Annotated in this window: 19 protein-coding genes and 1 tRNA gene; 3 read left to right on the forward strand and 17 right to left on the reverse strand. The window is 73.6% G+C overall.

Annotation, left to right across the window (positions count from 1 at the left end):
- Positions 1–20 precede the first annotated feature (20 nt).
- From mnhG to AC0VXQ_RS09020, 6 genes are read right to left on the reverse strand one after another with little or no spacing between them, the layout of a single operon-like run.
- Positions 21–482, reverse strand: a complete 462-nt coding sequence (gene mnhG / locus AC0VXQ_RS08995) for a monovalent cation/H(+) antiporter subunit G (RefSeq protein WP_081046370.1) — start codon at positions 480–482, stop codon at positions 21–23.
- The gene (locus AC0VXQ_RS09000) at positions 479–799 is read right to left on the reverse strand and encodes an MrpF/PhaF family protein (protein ID WP_099049717.1); all 321 of its coding nucleotides are present in this window, start codon (positions 797–799) and stop codon (positions 479–481) included. The genes mnhG and AC0VXQ_RS09000 overlap by 4 nt, the downstream gene beginning before the upstream one ends.
- On the reverse strand, positions 799–1,482 hold the full coding sequence (locus tag AC0VXQ_RS09005) for a Na+/H+ antiporter subunit E (RefSeq protein WP_196825914.1): 684 nt from the start codon (positions 1,480–1,482) through the stop codon (positions 799–801). The genes AC0VXQ_RS09000 and AC0VXQ_RS09005 overlap by 1 nt, the downstream gene beginning before the upstream one ends.
- A complete protein-coding gene (locus tag AC0VXQ_RS09010; RefSeq protein WP_058731219.1) occupies positions 1,482–3,089 on the reverse strand; it encodes a Na+/H+ antiporter subunit D in 1,608 nt (535 codons plus the stop codon). Before AC0VXQ_RS09010 ends, AC0VXQ_RS09005 begins: the two co-directional genes overlap by 1 nt.
- Positions 3,086–3,604 (reverse strand): Na(+)/H(+) antiporter subunit C, encoded by a 519-nt coding sequence (locus tag AC0VXQ_RS09015; RefSeq protein WP_058731220.1) that lies wholly within the window; start codon positions 3,602–3,604, stop codon positions 3,086–3,088. Before AC0VXQ_RS09015 ends, AC0VXQ_RS09010 begins: the two co-directional genes overlap by 4 nt.
- Entirely contained in the window at positions 3,601–6,732 is a 3,132-nt protein-coding gene (locus tag AC0VXQ_RS09020) for a Na+/H+ antiporter subunit A (protein ID WP_081101534.1), read from the reverse strand. Before AC0VXQ_RS09020 ends, AC0VXQ_RS09015 begins: the two co-directional genes overlap by 4 nt.
- Positions 6,733–6,750: 18 nt before the next feature.
- On the opposite strand from AC0VXQ_RS09020, the gene AC0VXQ_RS09025 reads away from it, so the two are divergent.
- Positions 6,751–8,181, forward strand: coding sequence for an MFS transporter (locus AC0VXQ_RS09025; protein WP_475528448.1), 1,431 nt, complete (start codon positions 6,751–6,753; stop codon positions 8,179–8,181).
- Positions 8,182–8,201: 20 nt separating this feature from the next.
- On the opposite strand, the gene AC0VXQ_RS09030 is transcribed toward AC0VXQ_RS09025, so the two are convergent.
- Genes AC0VXQ_RS09030 through dcd form a run of 3 tightly spaced genes read right to left on the reverse strand, consistent with a single transcriptional unit; the run spans position 8,202 to position 11,292 of the window.
- Positions 8,202–9,314, reverse strand: a complete 1,113-nt coding sequence (locus AC0VXQ_RS09030; protein ID WP_404435110.1) for a TlpA family protein disulfide reductase — start codon at positions 9,312–9,314, stop codon at positions 8,202–8,204.
- Positions 9,311–10,690, reverse strand: coding sequence for a hypothetical protein (locus AC0VXQ_RS09035; RefSeq protein ID WP_475528451.1), 1,380 nt, complete (start codon positions 10,688–10,690; stop codon positions 9,311–9,313). The genes AC0VXQ_RS09030 and AC0VXQ_RS09035 overlap by 4 nt, the downstream gene beginning before the upstream one ends.
- Positions 10,687–11,292 (reverse strand): dCTP deaminase, encoded by a 606-nt coding sequence (gene dcd, locus AC0VXQ_RS09040; protein WP_100464166.1) that lies wholly within the window; start codon positions 11,290–11,292, stop codon positions 10,687–10,689. The genes AC0VXQ_RS09035 and dcd overlap by 4 nt, the downstream gene beginning before the upstream one ends.
- A 97-nt stretch (positions 11,293–11,389) precedes the next feature.
- Here dcd and AC0VXQ_RS09045 point away from each other — a divergent pair.
- A tRNA-Gly gene (locus AC0VXQ_RS09045) sits at positions 11,390–11,463 on the forward strand.
- A 96-nt stretch (positions 11,464–11,559) separates the two neighbouring features.
- On the opposite strand, the gene AC0VXQ_RS09050 is transcribed toward AC0VXQ_RS09045, so the two are convergent.
- From AC0VXQ_RS09050 to AC0VXQ_RS09060, 3 genes are all read right to left on the reverse strand, one after another.
- Positions 11,560–12,210, reverse strand: coding sequence for a class I SAM-dependent methyltransferase (locus tag AC0VXQ_RS09050; protein WP_100464167.1), 651 nt, complete (start codon positions 12,208–12,210; stop codon positions 11,560–11,562).
- 69 nt (positions 12,211–12,279) lie between these two features.
- A complete protein-coding gene (locus AC0VXQ_RS09055) occupies positions 12,280–12,969 on the reverse strand; it encodes a hypothetical protein (RefSeq protein ID WP_058730837.1) in 690 nt (229 codons plus the stop codon).
- A gap of 10 nt (positions 12,970–12,979) precedes the next feature.
- On the reverse strand, positions 12,980–14,917 hold the full coding sequence (locus AC0VXQ_RS09060; RefSeq protein WP_475528454.1) for an NHL domain-containing thioredoxin family protein: 1,938 nt from the start codon (positions 14,915–14,917) through the stop codon (positions 12,980–12,982).
- Between the two features lie 186 nt (positions 14,918–15,103).
- On the opposite strand from AC0VXQ_RS09060, the gene AC0VXQ_RS09065 reads away from it, so the two are divergent.
- The gene (locus AC0VXQ_RS09065; protein ID WP_061225323.1) at positions 15,104–16,096 is read left to right on the forward strand and encodes a class I SAM-dependent methyltransferase; all 993 of its coding nucleotides are present in this window, start codon (positions 15,104–15,106) and stop codon (positions 16,094–16,096) included.
- A gap of 53 nt (positions 16,097–16,149) precedes the next feature.
- On the opposite strand, the gene AC0VXQ_RS09070 is transcribed toward AC0VXQ_RS09065, so the two are convergent.
- The 5 genes from AC0VXQ_RS09070 to AC0VXQ_RS09090 all read right to left on the reverse strand — a co-directional run bounded on the left by AC0VXQ_RS09070 (position 16,150) and on the right by AC0VXQ_RS09090 (position 22,126).
- Positions 16,150–18,333 carry a bifunctional copper resistance protein CopD/cytochrome c oxidase assembly protein gene (locus AC0VXQ_RS09070; RefSeq protein ID WP_061225322.1) on the reverse strand — a complete coding sequence of 728 codons (2,184 nt, stop codon included), beginning with the start codon at positions 18,331–18,333 and terminating at the stop codon, positions 16,150–16,152.
- A gap of 56 nt (positions 18,334–18,389) precedes the next feature.
- Positions 18,390–19,730: a Dyp-type peroxidase gene (locus AC0VXQ_RS09075; RefSeq protein WP_196826062.1), complete on the reverse strand. Its 1,341-nt coding sequence runs from the start codon at positions 19,728–19,730 to the stop codon at positions 18,390–18,392.
- 5 nt (positions 19,731–19,735) lie between these two features.
- Positions 19,736–20,524 carry a copper chaperone PCu(A)C gene (locus AC0VXQ_RS09080; protein ID WP_131797979.1) on the reverse strand — a complete coding sequence of 263 codons (789 nt, stop codon included), beginning with the start codon at positions 20,522–20,524 and terminating at the stop codon, positions 19,736–19,738.
- A gap of 5 nt (positions 20,525–20,529) precedes the next feature.
- On the reverse strand, positions 20,530–21,294 hold the full coding sequence (locus AC0VXQ_RS09085; protein ID WP_196826064.1) for a copper resistance CopC family protein: 765 nt from the start codon (positions 21,292–21,294) through the stop codon (positions 20,530–20,532).
- Between the two features lie 193 nt (positions 21,295–21,487).
- Positions 21,488–22,126, reverse strand: a complete 639-nt coding sequence (locus tag AC0VXQ_RS09090) for a hypothetical protein (protein WP_061225318.1) — start codon at positions 22,124–22,126, stop codon at positions 21,488–21,490.
- Positions 22,127–22,167 lie beyond the last annotated feature (41 nt).

The following is a 22,167-nucleotide window of genomic DNA, read 5'->3' on the forward strand; positions in this document are numbered from 1 at the left end:
GCCGACGCCGCGCGGGCGGGTCAGTCCGATCGACCGGTCCGCGCGGCGTCGGCGTCGGCGTCCGCGCCGGGTTCGCGCACCCCCGCATCATCCGCCCCGGTCTGCGGGGCGTTTCCGGCGTCCGCCCGCTGGGCGTCCTCCTCGGACATCCGCTGCACCAGGTCCGCCAGCTCGTTGTGGGACAGGGACTCGGGCCGGAAGTGCTTGTTGCGGAACCCGGAACGGCTCACCATGTGCGAGGACACGGGGATCACCACCAGCTGCAGCACCCACACGAACACCAGCAGGGGCACCAGCGCCCAGGAGCGCGCGGCCAGCCCCACCCCCAGCAGCAGCATGAACAGCCCGAAGACCTGGGGCTTGGCCCCGGCATGCAGACGGGTCAGCACGTCCGGGAAGCGCACGATGCCGATCCCCGCGCCCAGGGACATCAGGCACCCGATGATCAGGCAGATTCCGGCCGCGACGTCCATCCCGCTCATCGATCCACCCCCGGGTCCCCGGCCGTGGTCGGCACCTCGGAGGCCGGGGTCTCCTCCGCGGGCTTCTGGTTGTTGGCGAAGCGCGCCACCGTCACCGAGCCCAGGAAGCCCACCAGCGAGACGATGAGCACCAGGGTCATGTTCTCGTAGCTGCGCCGGTAGACCATGTCCACGGCCACCGCGGCCCCCACGATCGCCAGCAGCACATCCGAGGCCACCACCCGGTCCAGCAGGGTGGGACCCTTGGCCAGCCGGTAGATGGTGCACAGGGTCGCGGCCACCAGGATCACCCCGCACACGACGACGAAGCCCTCCATCACTGCCTCTCCTCCTCGCTGCCCGCGCCGGGCCCCGGCGACGACGCCGCGGCCTCCGGGCGCTGCACGGCCCGCTCCGGCCCGGTGTTCTCGAATCGGCGCACCCGGGTGCGTCCGCCGGTCCGCCCGCGGACCTCGGCCAGGTGCTCCCGGCTGCCCATCACCTCGACCACGAGCCGCTCCACCGCGAACACCCGGTCCCGGAAGCGGCGGACGTCCTCGTCGGTGGCGACGTCGATGGCGTGGAAGTAGATGGTCGCGCTGCGCCGGTCCACCTCCACCACCAGCGAACCGGGGATCAGGGAGACCACCTGGCCCACCGCGGTCATGATCAGGTCATCCGTGGAGCGCAAGCGCACCGAGACCACGGCGTTGCTCGGCTGCGGTCCCGGACGCACGGCCAGCCACAGCACCTGCACCGAGCCGAGGAAGACCCACCAGAGGAACTTCGCCAGGAACTCCAGGGCCCGCAGCGCGTTGAACCGGCCCGAGGAGCGCACCGGCGGCAGCTTGAACACGCGCACCACCAGCACCGCGAGCACCAGCCCGAAGACCAGGTTCCCGATGCCGTAGTCCTGCCACAGCGCGCCCCACAGCACCACCAGCCACAGGATCAGCACGACCTCGGTCAGGTGCGCCCCCGAGGGGCGGGTGGTGGGCAGGCGCCCGGTCGGCTCGTTCATCACCGGCCTCCTTCCGCCGCTTCGCCCAGCACGGCGCGGATGTAGGTCTGCTGGTCATCCAGGCTGTGGGCGGCCGCACCCGAGAAGTCGAAGATGGGCCCGGCGAACACCGTGAGAGCGACCCCCACGGCCACCAGGGCCGCCGTGGACCCGACCATGGTGCGCGGCAGGAGGGTCACGTCCTTCTCCGAGTAGGCCCCGGAGGCCGTCTGACCGGAGGTCAGCACCCCGTAGTCCCCGTCGCCGGTCCGGGCCAGCAGGATCGGGTCCGGGAACTCGGCGTCCTCCGGACGGCGCCAGAACACGCGGTTCCACACCCGGGCCAGGACCATCAGGGTCAGCAGGGAGACGAACACCCCGACGCCGGCCATCGTGTAGGCCTCCCAGCCGCCCTTCTGCACGCTCGCGTCGATCAGGGCGACCTTGCCGAGGAAGCCGGAGAACGGGGGGATGCCGCCCAGGTTCATCGCCGGGATGAAGTACAGCACCGCCAGGACCGGGGCGATCTTCGCCAGCCCGGCCAGGCGATCCATGTTGGCGGTGCCGCCGCGCCGCTCCAGCAGGCCCACGACCATGAACAGGCTGGTCTGGATGACGATGTGGTGGGCGACGTAGAACACCACCGCCATCAGCCCGGCCTCGGTGTCCAGGGCGATGCCCCAGATCATGTACCCGATGTGGCTGATGAGGATGAAGGACAGGGTGCGCTTGATGTCCGTCTGGGTCAGCGCACCCAGGATCCCGACCACGAGGGTGAGGATCGCGACCCAGGTCAGCAGGTCGCTGACCGGGTTGCCGGGGAACAGCAGCGTCTCCGTGCGGATGATCGCGTACACCCCGACCTTGGTCAGCAGACCCGCGAACACCGCGGTGACCGGGGCGGGGGCCGTCGGGTAGGAGTCCGGCAGCCACAGGGACAGCGGGAACACGGCGGCCTTGATCCCGAAGGCCACGAGCAGCAGGAGGTGCAGCTGGGTCTGGGTGCCCTCCGGCAGATCCGGGATCTTCGCGGCGACGTCGGCCATGTTCACGGTGCCCACCGCGGCGTAGACCATCCCGATGGCGATGAGGAACAGCATCGAGGAGACCACCGAGACCACCGTGTAGGTGACCCCGGCGCGGATGCGCGGGGCCGAGCCGGACATCGTCAGCAGCACGTAGCTGGCGGTCAGCAGGATCTCGAAGCCCACGTACAGGTTGAACAGGTCCCCGGCCAGGAACGCGTTGGAGACCCCGGCCAGCAGCACCAGGTAGGTGGGGTGGAAGACGGAGATCGGGGAGTCGTCGTCGCCGTCGGCCAGGCCCTGGCCGGTCGCGTAGACCAGCACCGCCAGGGACACGGTGGAGGAGACCACCAGCATCAGGGAGGCCAGCCGATCCACGACCAGCACGATCCCCAGCGGCGCGCCCCACCCGCCCAGGGAGACCGAGACCGGCCCGGAGGACCAGCTGGCCGCCAGCAGCCCGATCTCCAGGACCAGCACCGCGACGACGGCGGCCAGGGAGACCACCCGCTGCACGTTGGGGCGGCGGTAGAAGACGAAGTCCAAGCCGGCGGTCATCAGCGGCAGGATCACCGCCGCCGGGGCCAGATCGAAGATGGTCATCGGCGGCGCTCCTTCCGTGCTCGTCGTGCCTCATCGCGGGTTCCACCCGCGGCGGCCTGGCGCTCCTTGCGCCGTCGGTACTCGGCTTCGCGCTCCTCCTCGGAGCCCTCGAACTCGGAGGGCTCGATCGGGGCGGCGTCGTCGTCCTCCGGGTCGTAGTCGGACTGGGCGGCCACGCGCCGGTCCTCGGCGTCGTCCTGGATGTCGTCCTTGCGGGAGAGGACCCAGCTGCGGTAGATCATCCCGAGCATCAGCGCGGTGACGGCGAAGGAGATGACGATCGCGGTGAGGATCAGCGCCTGCGGCAGGGGGTCGGTGTAATCCGCCGGATCCGTGGTGCCGTCCCAGAAGGCGGCCCGGCCCGGCAGGCCTCCGGCGTGCAGGATGAAGATGTTGGTGGCGTTGGTGATCAGCATCAGCCCCAGCAGGACCTTGGTCAGGGCCTTCTCCAGGATCAGGTAGACCCCGACGGCGTAGAGCACGCCCATCACCAGCAGCAGCGCGGCGTCGATCATGCTCGGCCTCCTTCCCCGGCGACGGCGGCGGTGTCCGCGGTCGCCTCGCCGTCCTCGTCCACCGGGGTCGCGGTGACCGGGCCGGAGGGGGTGGCTGCGACGGTGGAGGAACGGCGCACCTGGATGCGCCGCGGCCCGCGGGCCCGACGCGCCGAGGCCTCCCGCTCCTGCTCGAGGTTCTCGTCGATCTTCCCGCCGAGGGAGCGCAGCACGTCCAGGATCAGCCCGACCACCACGAGGTACACCCCGATGTCGAAGATCAGGGCCGTGACCAGGTGGACCTCCCCGAACACGGGCAGGTGCAGGTCGAAGGCGTAGGAGGTGAACACGTCCCCGCCCCACAGCAGCGGGGACAGGGCGTAGGCTCCGGAGATCAGCAGGCCCGAACCCAGCAGCACCCCGGCGTTGACCGGGGAGGCCTCGGACAGCTCGTAGCGCCCGCCGGCCAGGTAGCGCAGGGCCAGGGCGAGCCCGGCCAGCAGCCCCCCGGCGAAGCCGCCGCCGGGCAGGTTGTGCCCGGCCAGCAGCAGATAGAGGGAGACGATGAGGATGCTGTGGAAAATCAGTCGGGTCACGACTTCCAGCATCAGCGAGCGGTTCTCCGGGGCCAGGGTCCGCCCGGCCACCAGGAACGGGTCCCGCTGCACGTCCATGAAGTCGTTGGCCACCTGTGCCCCGGGTGACAGGTCGGTGCGCCCGGCGTAGCGCCGGGTCACGGTGCGCAGCCCCTGGGTGTCCAGGCGCTTGCGGGCCCGGGAGAGGTCCTGGCGCCCGGCGATGAAGATCAGGGAGGCCACGCCCGTGGCCGCCAGGGCCAGCACGGAGGTCTCCCCGAAGGTGTCCCAGGCGCGCATGTCCACGAGGATCACGTTGACGACGTTCTTGCCGTGCCCGATCTCGTAGGCGGCCTGCGGCATCGCCAGGGAGATCGGGTCGGTGATCCGGGAGGACAGGGCGAAGGCGGCCAGCACCATCATGAACGCGCCGAAGCCGATGCTGATGGCCACCCGGGCGGCCCGATGGCGCACCCGAGCGCCCAAGCGGTTCCACAGCCCGGAGGGCAGCATGCGCAGCGCCAGGACGAAGGCGATCAGGGAGATCGTCTCCACGAGCATCTGGGTCAGGGCCAGGTCCGGGGCCCCGCGCAGGGCGAACAGCAGGGAGATGCCGTAGCCGGTGACGGAGACCATCAGGATCGCCAGGAAGCGCTTGCGGGCCCGCTGAGCGATCAGCGCCGCGGCGATCATGATGATCACGGTGGCCCACTGGGCCGGGGAATCGGTCCAGCGCAGCGGGTTCAGCGGCGGGGTGTCCACCAGGAACAGCCCCACCGTGGGCACCAGCACGGCGGTGACCATGATGACGGCCAGGTAGAAGCTCAGCGAACCCCGCTGGGTCGCACCCGTCACGCGCACCGCCGCCCAGTCGATCGCCCCGACGACGGCGCGGTACACGGCGTCGGCGGCGGGCCACTGCGGCAGGGCCAGCTGGAAGGACTGCACGGGCCGGCGCGCGGCGAACAGGCCGAGACCGGCCGCGATGATCAGGGCGGAGACCCCCAGTGCCGGGGTGAGTCCGTGCCACAGGGCCAGGTGCAGGTGGCCGTGGCCGAACTGCTCGGTGTAGGCGTGCACCGCGGCGGAGACCGGCTCCGGCCACAGCCCCAGGCCCAGGCACAGCACCGCGAGCACGGCCGGGGCGACGGCGAAGGCCGGGGAGATGCGGTGGAAGCCGGTGGGACGCACCGCGCCGTCCTCGTCCCGCACCTCGGCCAGCACGTCCGAGGGCCGCTTGTCCGCGAAGGCGCCCCACAGGAAGCGGGCGGTGTACGCGAGGGTCAGCACCGAGCCGACGGCGATGCCCAGCAGGACCAGCCAGCCGACCCCGGCGCCGAGCCCGGCCACCTCCCCGTGGGAGGCGTCCAGCCCGACCTCCACCACGGCCTCCTTGGCGACGAAGCCCAGCAGCGGCGGGATGCCCGCCATCGAGGCGGAGGCCACCACGGCCATCGCGAACAGCCACGGGGCCCGGTGCCGGATCCCGGACAGGCGCCGGATGTCCCGGGTGCCGGCCTGGTGGTCGATGACCCCGGTGAGCAGGAACAGGGTGGACTTGAACAGGGAGTGGGCCACCATCATCGCCAGCCCCGCGTACAGCGAGTCCGGGGTGCCCAGGCCCACGACGGCGGCGAGGAACCCCAGCTGGCTGATGGTCCCGTAGGCGAGGATCAGCTTGAGGTCGTGCTGCTTCAGCGCCGCGTAGCCGCCGAACAGCATGGTGAACAGCCCCAGCCCGAGCACCATGGGCAGCCACGGCTGCACGGGGGCGAGCACGGGGGCCAGGCGGGCGATGAGGTAGATGCCGGCCTTGACCATGGCCGCGGCATGCAGGAAGGCGCTGACCGGCGTCGGGGCGGCCATGGCGCCGGGCAGCCAGAAGTGCAGCGGGAACAGCGCGGACTTGGACCCGGCCCCCACCAGCACCAGCACGACGACCGCGGCCAGATAGCCCGGGTCCGCACCGACCAGCCAGGTGGGCGCGGTGTCCACGATCTGCGAGATCAGGTAGGTCCCGGCGAGGTTGCCGAGCATGACCAGGCCGATGAACATCGCCAGCCCGCCCGCCGTCGTCACGATCAGCGCCTGCAGGGCCGCCCGTCGCGCGGACTGGCGGGCGTTGGAGTACCCGATCAGCAGGTAGGACAGGACGCTGGTGACCTCCCAGAACACGAACATGACCATGAGGTCATCCGCGGTGACCAGGCCGAACATGACCCCGGCGAAGGCCACCAGTTCCGCCGCGAAGCGCCCGGAGTGCTGGTTGGTGTGGCGGAAGTACTGGGCGCAGTAGAACAGGACCAGGGCGCCGACGCCGAGGACCATCGCGGAGAGGATCCAGGACAGCGCGTCCATGCGGAAGGTCAGGGAGATCCCCAGGGACGGGATCCAGGGCAGGGAGGTGCTCAGCTGCTCGCCGCGGCCCAGCACGGCCGGGGCCAGGGTGCACAGCCAGACGAAGCAGACGGCGGGGACGAGGGACAGGACGTAGAAGCAGGTGCGACCCCAGCGCCGGAAGAAGAACGGGCAGACCAGGGCGGCGATCCCGTGGGCGAGGATCACGGCGGTCAAACGGGTGAACTCCTTAACATGGCCCGGGGAGCAGGTCCTCCCCAGGATACCAAAAGCCCGCAACCCGCCCGGGGGCCGCCGAACGCCGATCCCCGGAGCGGTGCACCGCCCGGGCTGTACCCTGTAGGCATGATCACACCCCGCCGCCGTCCGACGCTGGCCTGGGCCCTCTGGGACGCCGGTTCGGCGAGCTTCAACGCCGTGATGACCACCTTCGTCTTCTCCGTGTATCTGACCAGCGCCTCCTTCGGCGACGAGGCGCACACCTCCCGGGTGCTCTCCACCGGGCTGGCCATCGCGGGGCTGGTCGTCGCCCTCAGCGCCCCGGTCGTGGGGCAGCGGGCGGATCGGGCTGGGTCCCGACGTCGGGCGCTGGGGCTGAACACCGCCCTGGTGGCGGTGTGCGTGGCCGCGTGCTTCTTCGTGCGCCCGGAGCCGGCCTACCTGTACCTGGGGGTGGGGCTGCTGGGGCTGGCGAACATCTTCAGCGAGATCGCCACGGTGCACTACAACGCCCTGCTGCCGGTGATCTCCACCCCGAAGACGGTGGGGCGGGTCAGCGGGATCGGGTGGTCCTTCGGCTACTTCGGCGGGATCCTGGCGCTGCTGATCGTGCTGCTGGGGTTCATCTCCCCCGGCCTGTTGGGCCTGCCGGAGGAGGAGGCGCTGAACCTGCGCGGCGTCGCGGTGTTCTCCGCGGTGTGGCTGGCAGCACTCTCCCTGCCGATCCTGGTGCGCTTCCCCGAGACCGCGGTGGAGGACCTCGCCCCGCAGGCCGCGCGCGAGTCCATCCGGGACTCCTACCGACGCCTCGGCAGGACCCTCCTGCGGCTGCTGCGCGAGGAGCCGGCGACGCTGCGCTTCCTCATCGCCTCGGCGGTGTTCCGGGACGGGCTGGCCGGGATCTTCACCTTCGGCGGGGTGCTGGCCGCCGGGACCTTCGGCTTCTCGACCAACCAGGTCATCGTCTTCGCGATCGCCGGCAACCTGGTGGCCGGGGCCGGAGCGCTGCTGGGCGGGCGCCTGGACGATCTGCTGGGACCCAAGCGCGTCATCGTGATCTCGCTGGTCTGCCTGATCGCCGCGGCCAACCCCCTGCTGCTCCTGCGCGGGCAGGCGGCGTTCTGGGTGTGCGGGCTGATCCTGTGCGGCTTCGTCGGGCCGGCCCAGTCCGCGGCGCGCACCTACCTCTCCCGGATCACGACGCCGGGGAAGGAGGGCGAGTACTTCGGGCTGTACTCGACCACCGGACGGGCGATGAGCTTCCTCGCCCCGGCCCTGTTCTCCCTGTTCGTGGCGATCACGGGGCAGCAGATCTGGGGGGTGGCCGGGATCATCCTGGTGCTCGCCGCGGGGCTGATCCTCGCCCTGACCCTGCCGCGGGTCGGCGGTGCCCAGCAGCCGGCCGCGGAGGCCGACGCCGACGGCCTGCGGGTGCGCGAGGGCTGAGCCCCCGCGGGGGCCCGGGCTCAGCTCGCAGGGCGGGCCTCACCGCTCTGATCGGCATCGGCCTGCCCGGTGTCGTCCTGGGCGGGGTCGAGCTGCTCCGCCTCGGCCAGCTGGTCCCGGATCTGAGCCACGAACTCGCGGATCGCCTCGTAGCCGCCGACCGGTCCCCCGGCCAGGGCGCCGTCGGCCCCCACCAGCACGGCCGTGGGCGTGCCGGCCATGCCCAGCAGCTCGTAGGCGAAGCCGCCGACGTCGTACAGCGCCTCCTCGTGCAGGGATGCGTCCGTCTGGGCCTCCAGGGACTCCTGCGGGGCCTGGGTCATCAGGTGCAGCGTGACCGGGCCCAGGTTCCCCCGCCACTGCACGGCGTCGGCCATGGTGATGGTGCACGAGCCGCACCCCGGGGAGACCAGCAGCAGCAGCCGTGCCCCCTGCGAGGCGAGGCTGCGCAGAGAGATCAGCTCGCCGGAGGCATCGCGCAGCAGCATGCCCGGGGTCGGGCGGCGCACGTAGTCCTCGGCCTCCTGATCGGCGCTCGCCTCACCCGGGGCGCCCGCGGGGCGCGGCGCGCCGAGGGTCCCCGCGCCCGCCGCGGGGTCGACGGCGGCGGGGGCGGCCGCACCGCGCGGCATGCTCAGCCACAGGGTCAGCGCGCCCAGCGCCCCGCCGAGCAGCCACAGGGCATCCGCCCCGCGCAGGGCCGCGATCAGCCCGGGGCCCGAGGTGACGAAGGAGCAGGCGACCCAGCCCAGGGCCACCAGGGCCAGGACGGTGTTGCGGGCCAGGGTCCACCCGCTGACCGGCTCCGCGCTGGCCTCCCCGAAGCAGCCGCAGCTGACCGGCTCCTCGAAGGACAGGGCCCGGCGGATCAGCACCCAGTAGGCCAGGAACAGCAGGGCCGCAGCGATGGCGGCCACCGGGGCCAGCGCCCCGGGGGCGGCGAGCAGGGCCGCGGCCAGAACCAGCTCCCCCCACGGCAGGAGAGCGCGCAGCCAGGCCCGGTCCAGGGCGGCGGGCACACGCAGGTCCCGGAAGCCCGCGGCGACGGTCTGCGGGGCGCGCAGCTTGGCGATCCCACTGAGCACCAGGACGACGGCGAGGATCAGGGGCAGGGCCAGAGCGGCGGTGATCATGGGGCGGGTTCCTCTTCGACGGGACGGGGTGCTTCTGCGGATGGCCGGGGGCCTGCGGCCGGGGCGGTGCTGACTGGGGCGGCAGTGTTGGTCACCGCGGGGTCGGCGCTCTGCCCGGGGTCCCGGAGGAGTCCCTCCTCGGCCAGCGTGGCCAGGATGTCCTCCACCGCCCCGTCGGGGGCCGGGCCGTGGCGGCGCTCCAGTGTGCCGCGCAGGTCGGTCGCGGTGCGCCCGGAGCCCTCCAGCAGCAGCCAGGCGTCGGCCGCGGCTCGGGTGAGCACGTAGCTGTGCCCGGGGCGCAGCACGAGGGCCGCCTGCTCGGTGTCGATCCCGTGGGTCTCGGGGGCCCGGCGCCATCGGCCCTCCCGCCCGGATCGGGGCGCCCCCTCCTCCTCGGCGATGCGGGTCCAGGGCTCGCGGACCGCGGTGGCCTCAGGGTCCCGGGCGAGGCCCCGCAACACCGGGTCCAGGGTCGCGGCCTCCCGGTACAGGACCCGACGCACCCCGCCGGTGTCCTGCACGAGCCGGGCCAGCTGGACCACGCCGTCGGGCATCCGCTCCAGCCCGGAGGACTGCTCGGCCAGGGCCTGCAGCCCCTCGGCCAGCGGCAGGGGCTCGATGCGCGGCACCGGGCCGCCCGGGTCCTCCTCCTGGCCGAGCCGATGCAGCAGGACGAGTCCGCCCAGCGGCGCACCCCGGCGGCGCACGGCCAGCCCCATTCCGCCGACGGCGCGCTGGACCTTGGGGCGCCCGGCCTCCTCGATCACGGACAGCGGCTTGGGATAGGGGGCCACCGCCCGATCCGCGGGGTCGATCACCGCGGTCTCATCCGAGAGGTAGCCCCACCCGGCCCGGGCCAGCGCCAGGGAGGCGGTGGTCTTGCCGCGCCCGGAGGGGCCGACCAGCACCAGGGCCGACGACGGCCCCTCCCCGACGGCGTCCTCGGGGGGCGTGAGGGCCGCGGCGTGCAGCAGGTGGACCCGCCCCACCAGCAGCCCCAGCAGGGTGGTGGTGACCAGGGTCGTGAAGGACTGCTCCGCGCCGGGCCAGGTGGACTCCGGGCCGACCACGAGGCGGGCGGGTTCGGGGGCGTCGGCGCCCTCCGGGCGGGAGGGGGCGGGATCGGCATCGGCGGCTGCAGCGGATGCGGGATCGGCGGGCGGGAGGTCCGGGCCGACCAGCCGGAGCACGGCATCGGCGCCCGGGGACTCGGTCCCCGCCGGCTCGGCGTCGTCGGACACCGCGTCATCGGGCTCCAGGCAGTCCGCCCAGGACACACGCAGCCGCTCGAGGAACGCCTCCGGCACGCCCGGCTCGGCCCGCACCTGCACGCGCCGACCCATGGCGCGCAGGGTGAACACGCGCGGCGGGGTCATGCCCGCGGACTCGGCTCGGAGGATTCCGGGATGCGGGTGCGGTGGAAGTTCAGGTAGCCGCGGGAGGCGGTGGGCCCGCGCTGACCCTGGTAGCGGTTGCCGTACTCGCCGGTGCCGTAGGGGTGCTCGGTGGGAGAGCTCAGTCGGAAGAAGCACAGCTGCCCGACCTTGGAGCCCGGCCACAGCATGATCGGCAGGGTTGCCATGTTGGACAGCTCGAGGGTCACGTGACCGGAGAACCCGGGGTCGATGAAGCCCGCGGTGGAGTGGGTGAGCAGCCCGAGCCGGCCCAGGGAGGACTTGCCCTCCAGGCGGGCGGCGACGTCGCCGGGCAGGGTGACCTTCTCGTAGGTCGCCCCGAGCACGAACTCCCCCGGATGCAGGATGAACGGCTCGTCGGCCCGGGTCTGCACCAGCCGAGTCAGCTCGGACTGGTCCTGGGACGGGTCGATGTGGGGGTACTTGTGGTTGTCGAACAGCCGGAAGAAGCGGTCCAGGCGCACGTCGATGCTCGCGGGCTGGAGCATGGCGGGATCGTAGGGGTCCAGGCCGATGCGGCCCTCGTCGATCTCCCGGCGGATGTCACGGTCCGATATCAGCACGGTTCCACTGTAGAGCACGGGCGCCGGCGCGCCGCGGGTGCGGTTTGTGCCGCCTCCGGATCGTGGGGTAGAGTCATGGGGTGCCGGAACGGCGCATGCGGCTGTAGCTCAATGGTAGAGCGCACGCTTCCCAAGCCTGATACGCGGGTTCGATTCCCGTCAGCCGCTCCATCGTCTCGACGACGTCGAGACCTCACGAAGATGCCGAGACCGCACCCGCCGGGTGCGGTCTCGGCTTTTCTGTGCGGTCTCGCGGGGCGCCGGCCCTCAGAGGAGGCTCGTGCGCGATCCGGCGGCGCGGGCCGGATCCTGCGGGCGACGCAGCAGGGCCACCAGGAAGTCCGAGTCCGGGGTGAGCGGCTCCAGATCCCACGTGCCCAGCAGGGTCGCCGGCTCCAGACCGACGGCGCGGGCGTCGTCGAGGAACTCCCCGAAGCCGTAGCCGCGCCCCGCGCCGAAGCCGACCGCCGCCCGGGCCCCCGGCTTCAGGGCGGCGGCGAATCCGGCCAGCACGTCCCGCCGGGTCGAGGGCGCCAGGAAGGTCATCACGTTGCCCGCGCACACGATCCCGTCGAAGGACCCGAGGTAACCCGCGGGCAGGACCGCGCCGAGCTGCGCCAGGTCCCCGACCAGCCACTGAGCCCCGGGATGATCCGCCCGCGCCTGCTCGACCAGCACCGGGTCCACATCCACCCCGACCACGCGGTGCCCGAGCGCCAGCAGCTGCCCGCCAACCCGGCCGGGCCCGGCGCCGGCGTCGAGCACGAGAGCCGCGCGCGGCAGCAGGGCGTCCATGGTCCGGGCCTCCCCGGCCAGGTCCGCGCCCGCGGCGCGCATGGCCTCGAAGCGCTGGATGTACCACCGGGAGTGCTCGGGATTCCGCTGGACCTGCTGCTCCCACAGAGACGGTTCACGCATGGGGCCAGTCTAGGAGCCCGCCGCCGGGGCCCGCGTCGGGCGGCGCCCCTCGGGCAGGGCCTGCGGGGATCAGACGAGGCGCTGGGCGTGCAGCAGCTCCGGCCAGAAGGCCAGCAGCAGCACGAGCACCAGGATGAGCACCCCGAGCACGGTCAGCACCGTGGAGCGGAACCGAGGGTGGCGCTCGGCGAAGGTGATCAGGTGCGGGTGGGCGGCGTCGATCTGCTCGACGTCGGCCAGCTCGTACACCTCGGTGCTGGGGGTCAGCTTCCCCGACAGCCCCCGCAGGGTCTTCGCATCCCAGATCCGCCCGTCGAAGCGCATCAGCCGGCGTCCCTGCGCGTCCGTGAACCACAGGGCCGGGACCCCGCGGGACCGCAGCCGGGCGAAGGGCCCGCGGGCGGCATCCGCGCCCGCCGGACGCAGCCGGGCGACGAACACCGTGCCCGCGATCCGCTCCCGGGGCACCGCCGTCCATCCGATCAGCCGGGCTTTGAGCAGGTGCGTCTCGGTCAGGGCCGCGGTGGCCGGGCGCAGCACCGAGTAGCAGGCGGCCGCCGACCCCGCGATCAGCAGCACCGCGATCACGGTGATGGTCGCCGCCGGACGCTTGTACGCCAGGTAGGCCAGCAGGAGCGCCGCCAGCAGGAGGTTGGGGGCCACGGCCAGCAGCCTGCGCCCGTAGGAGCCGATGCGCGGGTGGAAGCCCTGCACGAGCTTCCCGTACCGCTCGGGGATGTCCCGGGTGTTCTCCGCCATCGGGAGGCCCTCAGTTCACGCCGCGCAGGTCCAGGACCATCTCCGCCTCGTCCGCCGGATCCCCGGTGACGACGACGGGGATGCCCCAGTCCTGCTGGTACAGGTGGCAGGCCGCGTGGTCCGGGATCTCGCCGCCGGGCTCGCCGTCGCAGGCGGCCGCCCGCGCCGTCACGTGCAGCACGGCCTCGGTGATCTCCGGGTTCAGCCGCAGCGTGCGCTCCAGGCCCTGGGCGGCCCCGGCGCCGTCGAGGAGGAACTCCGGCGGGGTCGCGGAGACCTTCAGCTGGGTGGGATCCCCCCACCGGTCATCCAGCTTCTGCCCCGTGGGGGCGGTGAAGCGCGAGCGCAGGGTCAGCGTGCCCCCGGCGATCTGGGAGACCGCGCGCTGGCTTCGCGCCGCGCCCTCGTCCACCCGCTGGGCCTCGGCGGGGATCGGCAGGCGGGTGATGCGGTGGGCGTTGGTCTCCACGACCAGCAGCAGCGGCTCCTGGTCCTGCCCGCGCTGCTCCAGCAGCACGTCGGAGGGCTCGGCCAGGCCCCGGGCCAGGGTGCTCAGCTGCCCCGAGGCCGGGTCCCAGCGGCGCACCGCCCCGTTGTAGGTGTCGGCCACGGCCACCGAGCCGTCCGGCAGCACCGCGACCCCCAGGCAGTGCTGCAGGCGCGCGGTCGCGGCGTCGCCGTCGCGGAAGCCGAAGTCGAACAGGCCCTCGCCCACCGCGGTCTCCGCGCGGACCTGCTCGCCGGCGTCGAAGCGCAGGCGGCGCAGGGCGGAGGTCTCCGAATCCGCCAGCCACACGGTGCCGTCGGCGGCCGCGGCCAGGCCGGAGGTCTGGGCGAACCAGGCCTCGTGGGCGGGCCCGTCCAGCAGGCCCTCGGCTCCCGTGCCGGCGAAGACCTGCACGGAGCCGGTGACGGGGTCGAAGGAGAAGATCTGGTGGGTTCCGGCCATCGCCACGAGCACCAGCCCGGCCGCCTCGGACCAGAGCACATCCCACGGGGAGGACAGGGACACGCCCAGCGGATCGGCGGCGGGGTCGATGCGGTTCGGGTCCCCGGTGCGCGCGCCCTCGGCGTCGAGCAGGCGCTGCACGCCGCTGCCGGCGACGGTGCTGACCGCGCCGTCGGCCAGCCGGATCCCGCGCAGCCGGTGGTTCACGGAATCCGCCACGAGCACGTCGTACCCGGCGGCCTCGCGGATGGCCGGCGGCAGCACGGCCAGGCCCTGCGGCTCGTCGAAGCGGGCGTCCCCCGGGCCGCCGTCGGCGTGGCCCTTCTCCGGCCCGCCCCAGGAGCGCAGCACGGTCTCCAGGGTATCGTCCAGCTCGACGACGCGGTGCCGGCCCGTGTCCGTGACCAGCCAGGTGGGGCCCTGCGCGTCCGGGACGGCCAGCTCGGGGGGCAGGGCCGTGATCTTGCCGGGGAAGGAGAGCACGCCCTCCTGCGGCGGGCGCGGGACGTAGGGCCCGTCCCCGCGGTGCAGGGTGCCCTTGGCCTCGTGCGCGGCGGCCAGCTCCTCGACGAGGGAGACCAGCCCCTGCACGTGGCCCTCCCCGGACAGGTGCGCGACGACGTATCCCTCCGGGTCCACGACCACCAGGGTCGGCCAGGCCCGAGCGGTGTAGGCCTGCCAGGTGCCCAGCTCGGGGTCGTCCAGGACGGGGTGGCGCACGTCGTAGCGGTCCACGGCCGCGGCCAGCGCGTCGGGGTCCGCCTCGTGCTCGAACTTGGGCGAGTGCACACCCACGGTCACCAGGACGTCCGCGTAGCGCTCCTCCAGCTCGCGCAGCTCGTCCAGCACGTGCAGGCAGTTGATGCAGCAGAAGGACCAGAAGTCCAGGATCACGATCTTCCCGCGCAGCTCCTGCAGGCTCAGGTCTCGGCCTCCGGTGTTCAGCCAGCCGCGGCCGGTCAGCTCGGAGGCGCGCACGCGCGGTTCGCGGTCTGCCATGGGGTGCTCCTGGGGTGATCGGGGATCTCTTCGTCGAGGGTAGCAACGTCGGATGGGCCGCGGCTCTTCCCACCGCGGTCCCGACGTCGGGGCGATGCGCTTGCCCCGCGGGCCCCGGTGGCCGAAGATCGAGGAAGCGATGCCCATCCACCGCCGCGGCCGCGGCGAGAGCCCAGGAGGCCTTCCGTGTTCGCCGATCATCAGGACTCCCTGGCCGGTTTCGACCTCTCCTCCGTGCCGGGGCAGCTGCTGGCGCCCCTGCTGGCCCGCGAGCGCGCCGCCCGGCGCTGGCCTGGGACCCTCGAGGATCCCACCGGCCAGCTGCTGCTGCGGCGCCTGCGCGGCCTGCGCCGGCGCGCCCCGCACCCGGGTCCGTCTCCGGCGGCCCCCCGGGGCGGCGAACCGGACGCGGGTCAGAGGGCGGATCCGGGTGCCGATCCGAAGACGCAGAAGAAGGGCGCCGAACCGGAGGCCCCGCTGCCCGGCCAGGGGCTGCTGTCCACCGGGCCCACCGCGGAGTTCGCGGACCTGTGCTGCCTGGCCCGCACCCGCAGCCTGGATGCGCAGGTCCAGCGGTTCGTGGCCGAGCACCCGCGGGGCGCGATCATCGAGCTGAAGGCCGGGCTGTCCACGGCCCTGTGGCGGGTCGCCCCGCAGCAGGCGCACTGGTGCGCGGTGGACCGGCGCGAGGTGATCGCCCTGCGCCAGCGGCTGCTGCCCACGCACCTGCGGGTGCACGGGGTGCCCTCCGCGGTGACGGATCCCGCCTGGCCGAAGGAGGTCGCCGAGACCCTGGGGCTGCGCCCCGGAGATCCGGTGCTGATCCTGGCCCCGGGGGCCTTCGCGGGCCTGAGCCGGGAGCAGCTGCGCCCGCTGATGCGGGACCTGGCCGCGCGCTTCCCCGGCGTCGAGGTGCTCACCGACGCCGCCACCCGCCGCGGGGCCCGCCAGGCCGGGACCCTGCTCGGCCCCGCCGACGGCGCCCCGCTGCCCGCGGCCCACCTGCCGGCGGAGGCGGCCTCCTGGGAGGCCGACGCCAGGGTCCTCGACTCCGAGCCCCTGTTGCGCGAGGGGCCGCTGCCGGCCGGGCTGTCCGGGGCCACCCGGGCCCGGGCGCGCCTGCTGCGTCTGACGGGGGTAGTGCGCCTGGTGCGCCTGCGGCTGGGCGACCCGGACTGAGCCGGGCCGGCGACGCTAGCCTCAGCGGCGGCCCGCTCGACGTCGGGGCCTGCTCAGCGACGGCGCCCGGCGGACTCGTCCTCGTTCAGCCGCTCGAACATCGCGTTGTAGGCGCGCAGCTCGGCGTCGTCGTCCCGCTCGGCCTGCCGGTCGATGCGCCGGGCCTCCCGGTCCCCGGCCCGGGACCACTGGATCGCCAGGATCACGGCGAGCACCATCGTCGGGATCTCCCCCAGCGCCCACATGAACGCCCCGCCGTACTGCTGGTCCTCGATGGCGCTGCGGCCCCAGGCCCGGCCGAGGTTGCCGTACCAGGAGGCCTGCAGCAGCACGGTCGTGGACATGATCGCGATGCCGACGAAGGCGTGGTAGCCCAGGGTCGCGACCAGCATGATGATGCGGATCGGGTAGTCCGGGCGACGCGGGATGGGATCCACCCCGATGAGCACCAGGCAGAAGATGTACCCGGTGACCAGGAAGTGCACCATCATGAACTCGTGGCCCACGTGGTAGCGCAGGGTGACCCCGAACAGCGGGGTGAAGTAGAACAGCACGATGGACCCCGCGAAGTTCACCGCCGCGAAGATCGGGTGGGTGATGACCTTGGACCACCCGGAGTGCACCAGGCGCAGGATCCACTCGCGCGGCCCGCGGGTGCCGTCCTGACGCGGTTCCAGGGCCTGCAGCAGCAGGGTCACGGGCGCCCCCAGGACCAGGAAGATCGGGATGATCATGGTCAGGGACATGTGCTCCATCATGTGCACCGAGAACAGCACCCGGGAGTACACGGCGAAGGCCCCCGACGTCGCGTAGGTGACCAGGGTCAGGCCCACCAGCCACGAGGCCAGGCGCAGCACCGGCCACCTCCGGCCCTGGCGGCGCACCCGCACGAAGGCCCACACGTAGGCCCAGGCCAGCATCGCGACGACGAAGACCCAGAACCAGTCGAAGCGCCACGTGCCCAGCCAGGTGCCGATCCCGTGCGGCTGCGGCGGCATCTCGTACCAGGTGATGATCCGGGCCGGGGAGGCGGTGGGCGGCAGCTCCTCGCTGACCGGCGGGGCGGTGCGCGAGAGGGTCACGGCCAGCCCCGCGGCCCCGGCCATGATGATCAGCTCCGCGGCGATCACCTGCCAGATCCCCCGGAAGGCGCTCAGCCGCCCGTCCTCCACCCGCGGGATCAGCCACAGCCGATGCGCGGCACCGGCCAGCCCCAGCAGCGCCGTCAGGCACGCCTTGGCCACGATCAGCAGCCCGTAGGAGGTGCCCAGATCGGAGAAGCCGTGCAGGCGCACCGCGGCGTTGAGCACCCCGGAGATCGCCACGAGCAGGAAGCCCAGCAGCGCGACGGCGGAGTAGCGGCGCAGCACGGCCACGGCCATGGGCACCCGGCGAGAGGCCGCCGTCGCCTTCCCGCGCACCCGCTCGGGGACCGTGCCGGTGCCGGCGTCGGGCCCGGTGAGGTCCCGGGAGAGATAGGCCAGCACCAGCAGACCGCCGAACCACAGGACGACGCCGAACAGGTGCAGCCCCAGCGAGTTGACGGCGCCCATGTGGTCGTCCCCGCCGGAGGAGTGCCCGCTCAGGGCCATCGCGACGATCGCGATGAAGGAGAAGGCGAGGGTCAGGAACAGGCCCAGCAGCTGGCGCACCGCGAAGACGAGGGTCGTGGTCACCGCGCCCACGATCACCACGGCGGCCTGCTCCTGGCCGGTGCCGATGCCCTGGATGTAGCCGAGCAGCTGGCTGGTGAAGGCGGCGTCGGCGGAGATCCGCGTCCCGGAGATGTCCGCGTAGGCCAGGACCAGCACGGTAAGCCCCGCGATCGTCCAGGTCAGAGCCGAGACCGCCGCGAGATTCAGGACCGCGGCGAAGGGCCCGTACTCCGTTGCGTCCTCCTCCTGGGCGGCGGGGCGGGTCCGGGTACGCCCGCCGGCCGGGCCCCGGGCATCGCGGGCGAACCGCGGGATGAACGCGACGGCGAACAGCAGCGCGCCCATCGTGGCGGCCATGGACAGGTTCAGCACGGCCTCCGCCACCGGCAGCGCCCAGCGCACGAAGGCCCCCGGGTCCTTCAGGGCGGTGCCGGCCGCGGAGCCGCTGAGCACCAGGGAGACGACGAGGAAGACCAGCATGGCCGCGGGCACTGCCAGCAGCCACGGCCGGTGCAGCCCGCGCGCGATCCCCGTGGGCAGGGGATCCGGCGTGGGGGCGGCGGGTGCGGTGGCTGGGGGCATGGGGTCCTCGGTTCGACGGTCAGGGGGCGGGGGGTGCGGCGGTGTCCGGGAGCGGATCAGGAGAACAGGGTCTCGCCGACGAATCCATTGTCCTCGCACCCGGGAGGGATCGCGAAGACCGCGGAGCCGATGGGCACGGTCCAGGTGTTCAGCCGGTCCAGCTCGGCCAGGCGCCGCTGGATGGGCACGAACTGCCGGACCGGGTCCGCCTGGTAGGCGGCGAAGATCAGCCCGGTGCGGCTCACCCCGCCGTCGGTGTGCCCCGCCCCGGAGAAGCCGGAGCCCTCCGCGACCGGCAGGTCGTAGTTGTACGGGCGGCGCAGGATCCGCTCCAGCGGGGTGGTCGCGGTGGCCCGGCGCAGGTGGGCGTCCCGGGCGATGACGGGGAAGCCGTGGGGCCCGGTCGCGGAGAGGTCCGCGGGGGTGTGCTCGGTGCCCCCGGTCAGGGGCGCGCCGTCGGCCAGGGTGCGCCCGACGGCGTCCTCCCGACCCGGGGTGTCCACCTCGTCCCAGGTGTCCAGGTTCATGTGGATCCGGCGAATCACCACGGAGGTGCCGTCCGGGGTCCACGGGGTGAGCCCCTCGGCCCGGCCCCACACCACGTCCTCCACGGAGCCGTCCTCGGTGCTGGGGTTCACGGTCCCGTCCACCTGCCCGAAGAGGTTGCGGGTGGTCTGGGAGGCCCGCACGGACCCGGCGGCGTTGCGGAAGCCCTGCTGGGTCCAGGCCAGGGTGCCGAAGCCGCGCACGTCCTTGAGCAGCACCCGCTGCGCGTGGGCCAGGGTGACCCGGTCCTCGCAGCCGATCTGCAGCAGCAGATCCGCGGCACCCCACTCCTCCTGCAGCCGGTCGATCTGCGGGAAGGCGGGCAGGGGCCGCAGCCACGAGGGCTTGGCGTGCGGTGCCACGAGGTCGAAGATCCGCTCGCCGAAGCCCACCGTCACGGTGAGGTTCGCCGGGATCTCGGCCAGCTCCCGCTCCTGGTCGGTGACCGGGGCCTGCCCCTGGGTGAGCTGGGCGGCGTCGGCGGTGAGCACCCGCAGCAGCCGCCGCACCCCCTCCCGGTCCACCTGCCGGTGCAGGCGGATCCCCAGGAACGCGGCGTGGGCCTGCGGCGGGGTGTCCACACCGGCCTGGCGCCTGCCGTGGAAGCCGATGCGCGCGGTGGCCAGCGGGGTGCCAGGCACGGGGGCGGCGGCATCGCGCGGGTCCGCCGAGGCGGCGGGGGACGGCTCCTGCGCACTGCGACGCAGCAGCTCGACCCCCACCGCCCCGGCGGCCCCGGCCGTGGCCGTGGCGCCGCCGATCAGGGCGGTGCGGCGGGTCAGGCGGATCCCCGGACGCGGGGGCTGCTGGGGTCCGCCGGTCGCACCGTCTGCTCTCCTGGTGGCGGACATCGCAGCTACCCCGAGCAGCGCGGCAGCGCGGAGGCGGCGCCGTCGGAAGGCTCCCCGGAGTTCATGCCGTGCCCGGCATGTCCGTCGTGCTCTCCGTGGCCCTCGTGCTCACCGTGATTCGCGTCGGCCGAGGCCTCGGCGGTCGGGTCGTAGTGCTCCTGCGCGCCGGCGTAGTCCCGGATCGGGGCGCTGACGCGCAGCTGGCCGTCGCCCTCGGTGCGCAGCACCAGCTGCGTCTCATCTCCGGCCAGCAGGGCGCAGCGCAGGTCCATGAGCATCACGTGGTTCCCACCCGGGGAGAGCTCGAGGGACTGGCCGGGCTCGATGGTGAAGCCGTCCTCCTTCTCCCGCATGGTGCTGGACCCGCCGGCCTCCTGCGCGGTCTCGTGCAGCTGCACGGACCCGGCCGCAGGGGACTCGGCCCCGACGATCCGCACGGTGTGATCCGTGTGGTTGACCACGTGCCCGAAGGCCGAGGTCATCCCGGAATCCCCGGCCTTGACCCACACGTCCTCGGCCGTGAGCGCCCCGGCCGCCGACGCCGAGGCGGAGGCCGTGGGATCCGCGCTCGAGGCGGTCTCCCCTCCCCCGCCGCAGGCGCTCAACCCCAGACCGAGCAGACCGGTCAGGGTGAGGACCGCGCCGGTGCGCAGCGGGCGGCGTCGCGGGTGGCCCACCCGCGACGCGGTCCGGGCCGCCGCGCGGCGCGGGCTCCTCCCGGAGCCGTTGCCCATGCCGGAGCCGGTGGCCGCGGTGCCGGTGATTCCGGTGGCGGCGGTGGGCGTCGTCGTCATGCCGATCACCACCCGTTCGCGGCGTCGTCGTCGTGCTCGGACCCCCGGACGGTCTCGCGTCCGGTGTCTGCGCCCCGGGTGCGGCGGGCGCGCAGCGAGGCGACCACCAGAATGATCACGCCCACCAGCACGACGGCGCCCACGGCGCCGATCAGCGCGACCGCCCACAGGGGCAGGCTCTGTCCCTCGGCGGAGGCCGGCGCGGAGCTGGTCGCCTGCTCAGGGCTCTCGGTGGCCGCGGGGCTCGTGGCGTGCTCGTGGTGCTCGGCGGCGTCGTGGTCGCCGTGGTCGTGGGCGGCGGCGGAGGAGGACGCGGCGGGCTGTCCGGCCCCGCCCTGACCGACGGTGAAGGAGTAGGTGCCCTCGATGGGGTGGCCGTCGGAGGAGACCACCCGCCAGGAGACGGTGTAGGTCTCGTCCCCGGCGTCCGGGCTGATCCGCTGGATCACGTGGGTGCCGTCCACGGTGACGTCCCCGGTGGAGACGGTCTTCCCCTGGGAGTCGGTCACGCGGACCTCGTTGCCCAGCGCGGTGATGTCCCCGGAATAGGTCAGCGTGATCCGGTCCGGGGCCTGCTCGAGCGTCGCGCCGTCGGCCGGATCGGCCTGCAGCAGCTCATCGTGGGCCTGGGCCGCGGGTGCCCCGGCGAACAGGGCCAGGCACAGGGCCAGCAGGGCGCCGAGGAGCGCGGGCAGGCGATGGGCGGCAGGACGGAGGCGGGTGCGGTGGTCGGGGCGCGCGCCGGCGCCCGGGGTGCGGGAGATTCCCATGGTGGTGGACCCTTTCGGTCGGTTCCCCGCGCAGCGCTCGAGACCCGGTGAAGCCGGGTGAGCGATGCTGATGCGGGGGTGCTTGCGGTGCTGCGGCGACGGACCCCGGCGACGACGCGGCGGCCGGTCCGCAAGGACTCGGCGCTCGACGCCGCGGTGCGGCGGGATCCGGTGATGGGCCCGAGCGCTCGGCTCAGGCGGGCAGCGCCAGCGGGGGACCGCGGGTGTCCACCGTGCCCGGGCGGATCCGGGAGACCAGGACGGCTCGGCAGGACAGGATGAGGGGCCGGGGGCGGCGCGAGGGGGTCGGCACCGGGCCCGGCAGGGTCAGCAGGCGCCGCAGACCCAGGCGCACGGCGCGCAGCAGACCGGCCAGCGCGGCGTCGCCCCGGCGGATCGCGAGGATCGTCAGGACGGCGGCCAGCGCGTGCACCGCGACCATGAGGGGGCTCAGCTGATGCACCGCATCCGCCGAGGCCGCCGGCTGCACGGAGCCCAGCGGAGCCGCACCGTGGTGGCCGGCGTGGGCCGCAACGGCACCCGTCCCGACCCCGCCGTGCCCGGCGAGCGTCAGGAGGGTGTGCAGCCCGGCCTGGGAGCCCAGCACCCCGAGGCCCGTGGAGAGTCGGGGCAGGCGCAACCCCGCCAGGAGCACGCACAGCATCCCGGACAGGGACCAGCACAGACCCAGGATCAGGGGGTGCGGGAGGTGTCCGGTCAGGACCGCGTGCGAACCCGCGCCGACGAACACCGCCACCGAGGCCACGCCCCACCCGCGCAGCAGGCGATGGATGCGCTCGGGCAGGCCCCACGGGTTGGGGGTCGGGACCACGGGCACCTCCTCGGGTCGGGCGGCGATTGATGAGCGGAACG

The organism is Rothia sp. QJM3NY_36, from assembly GCF_056173115.1.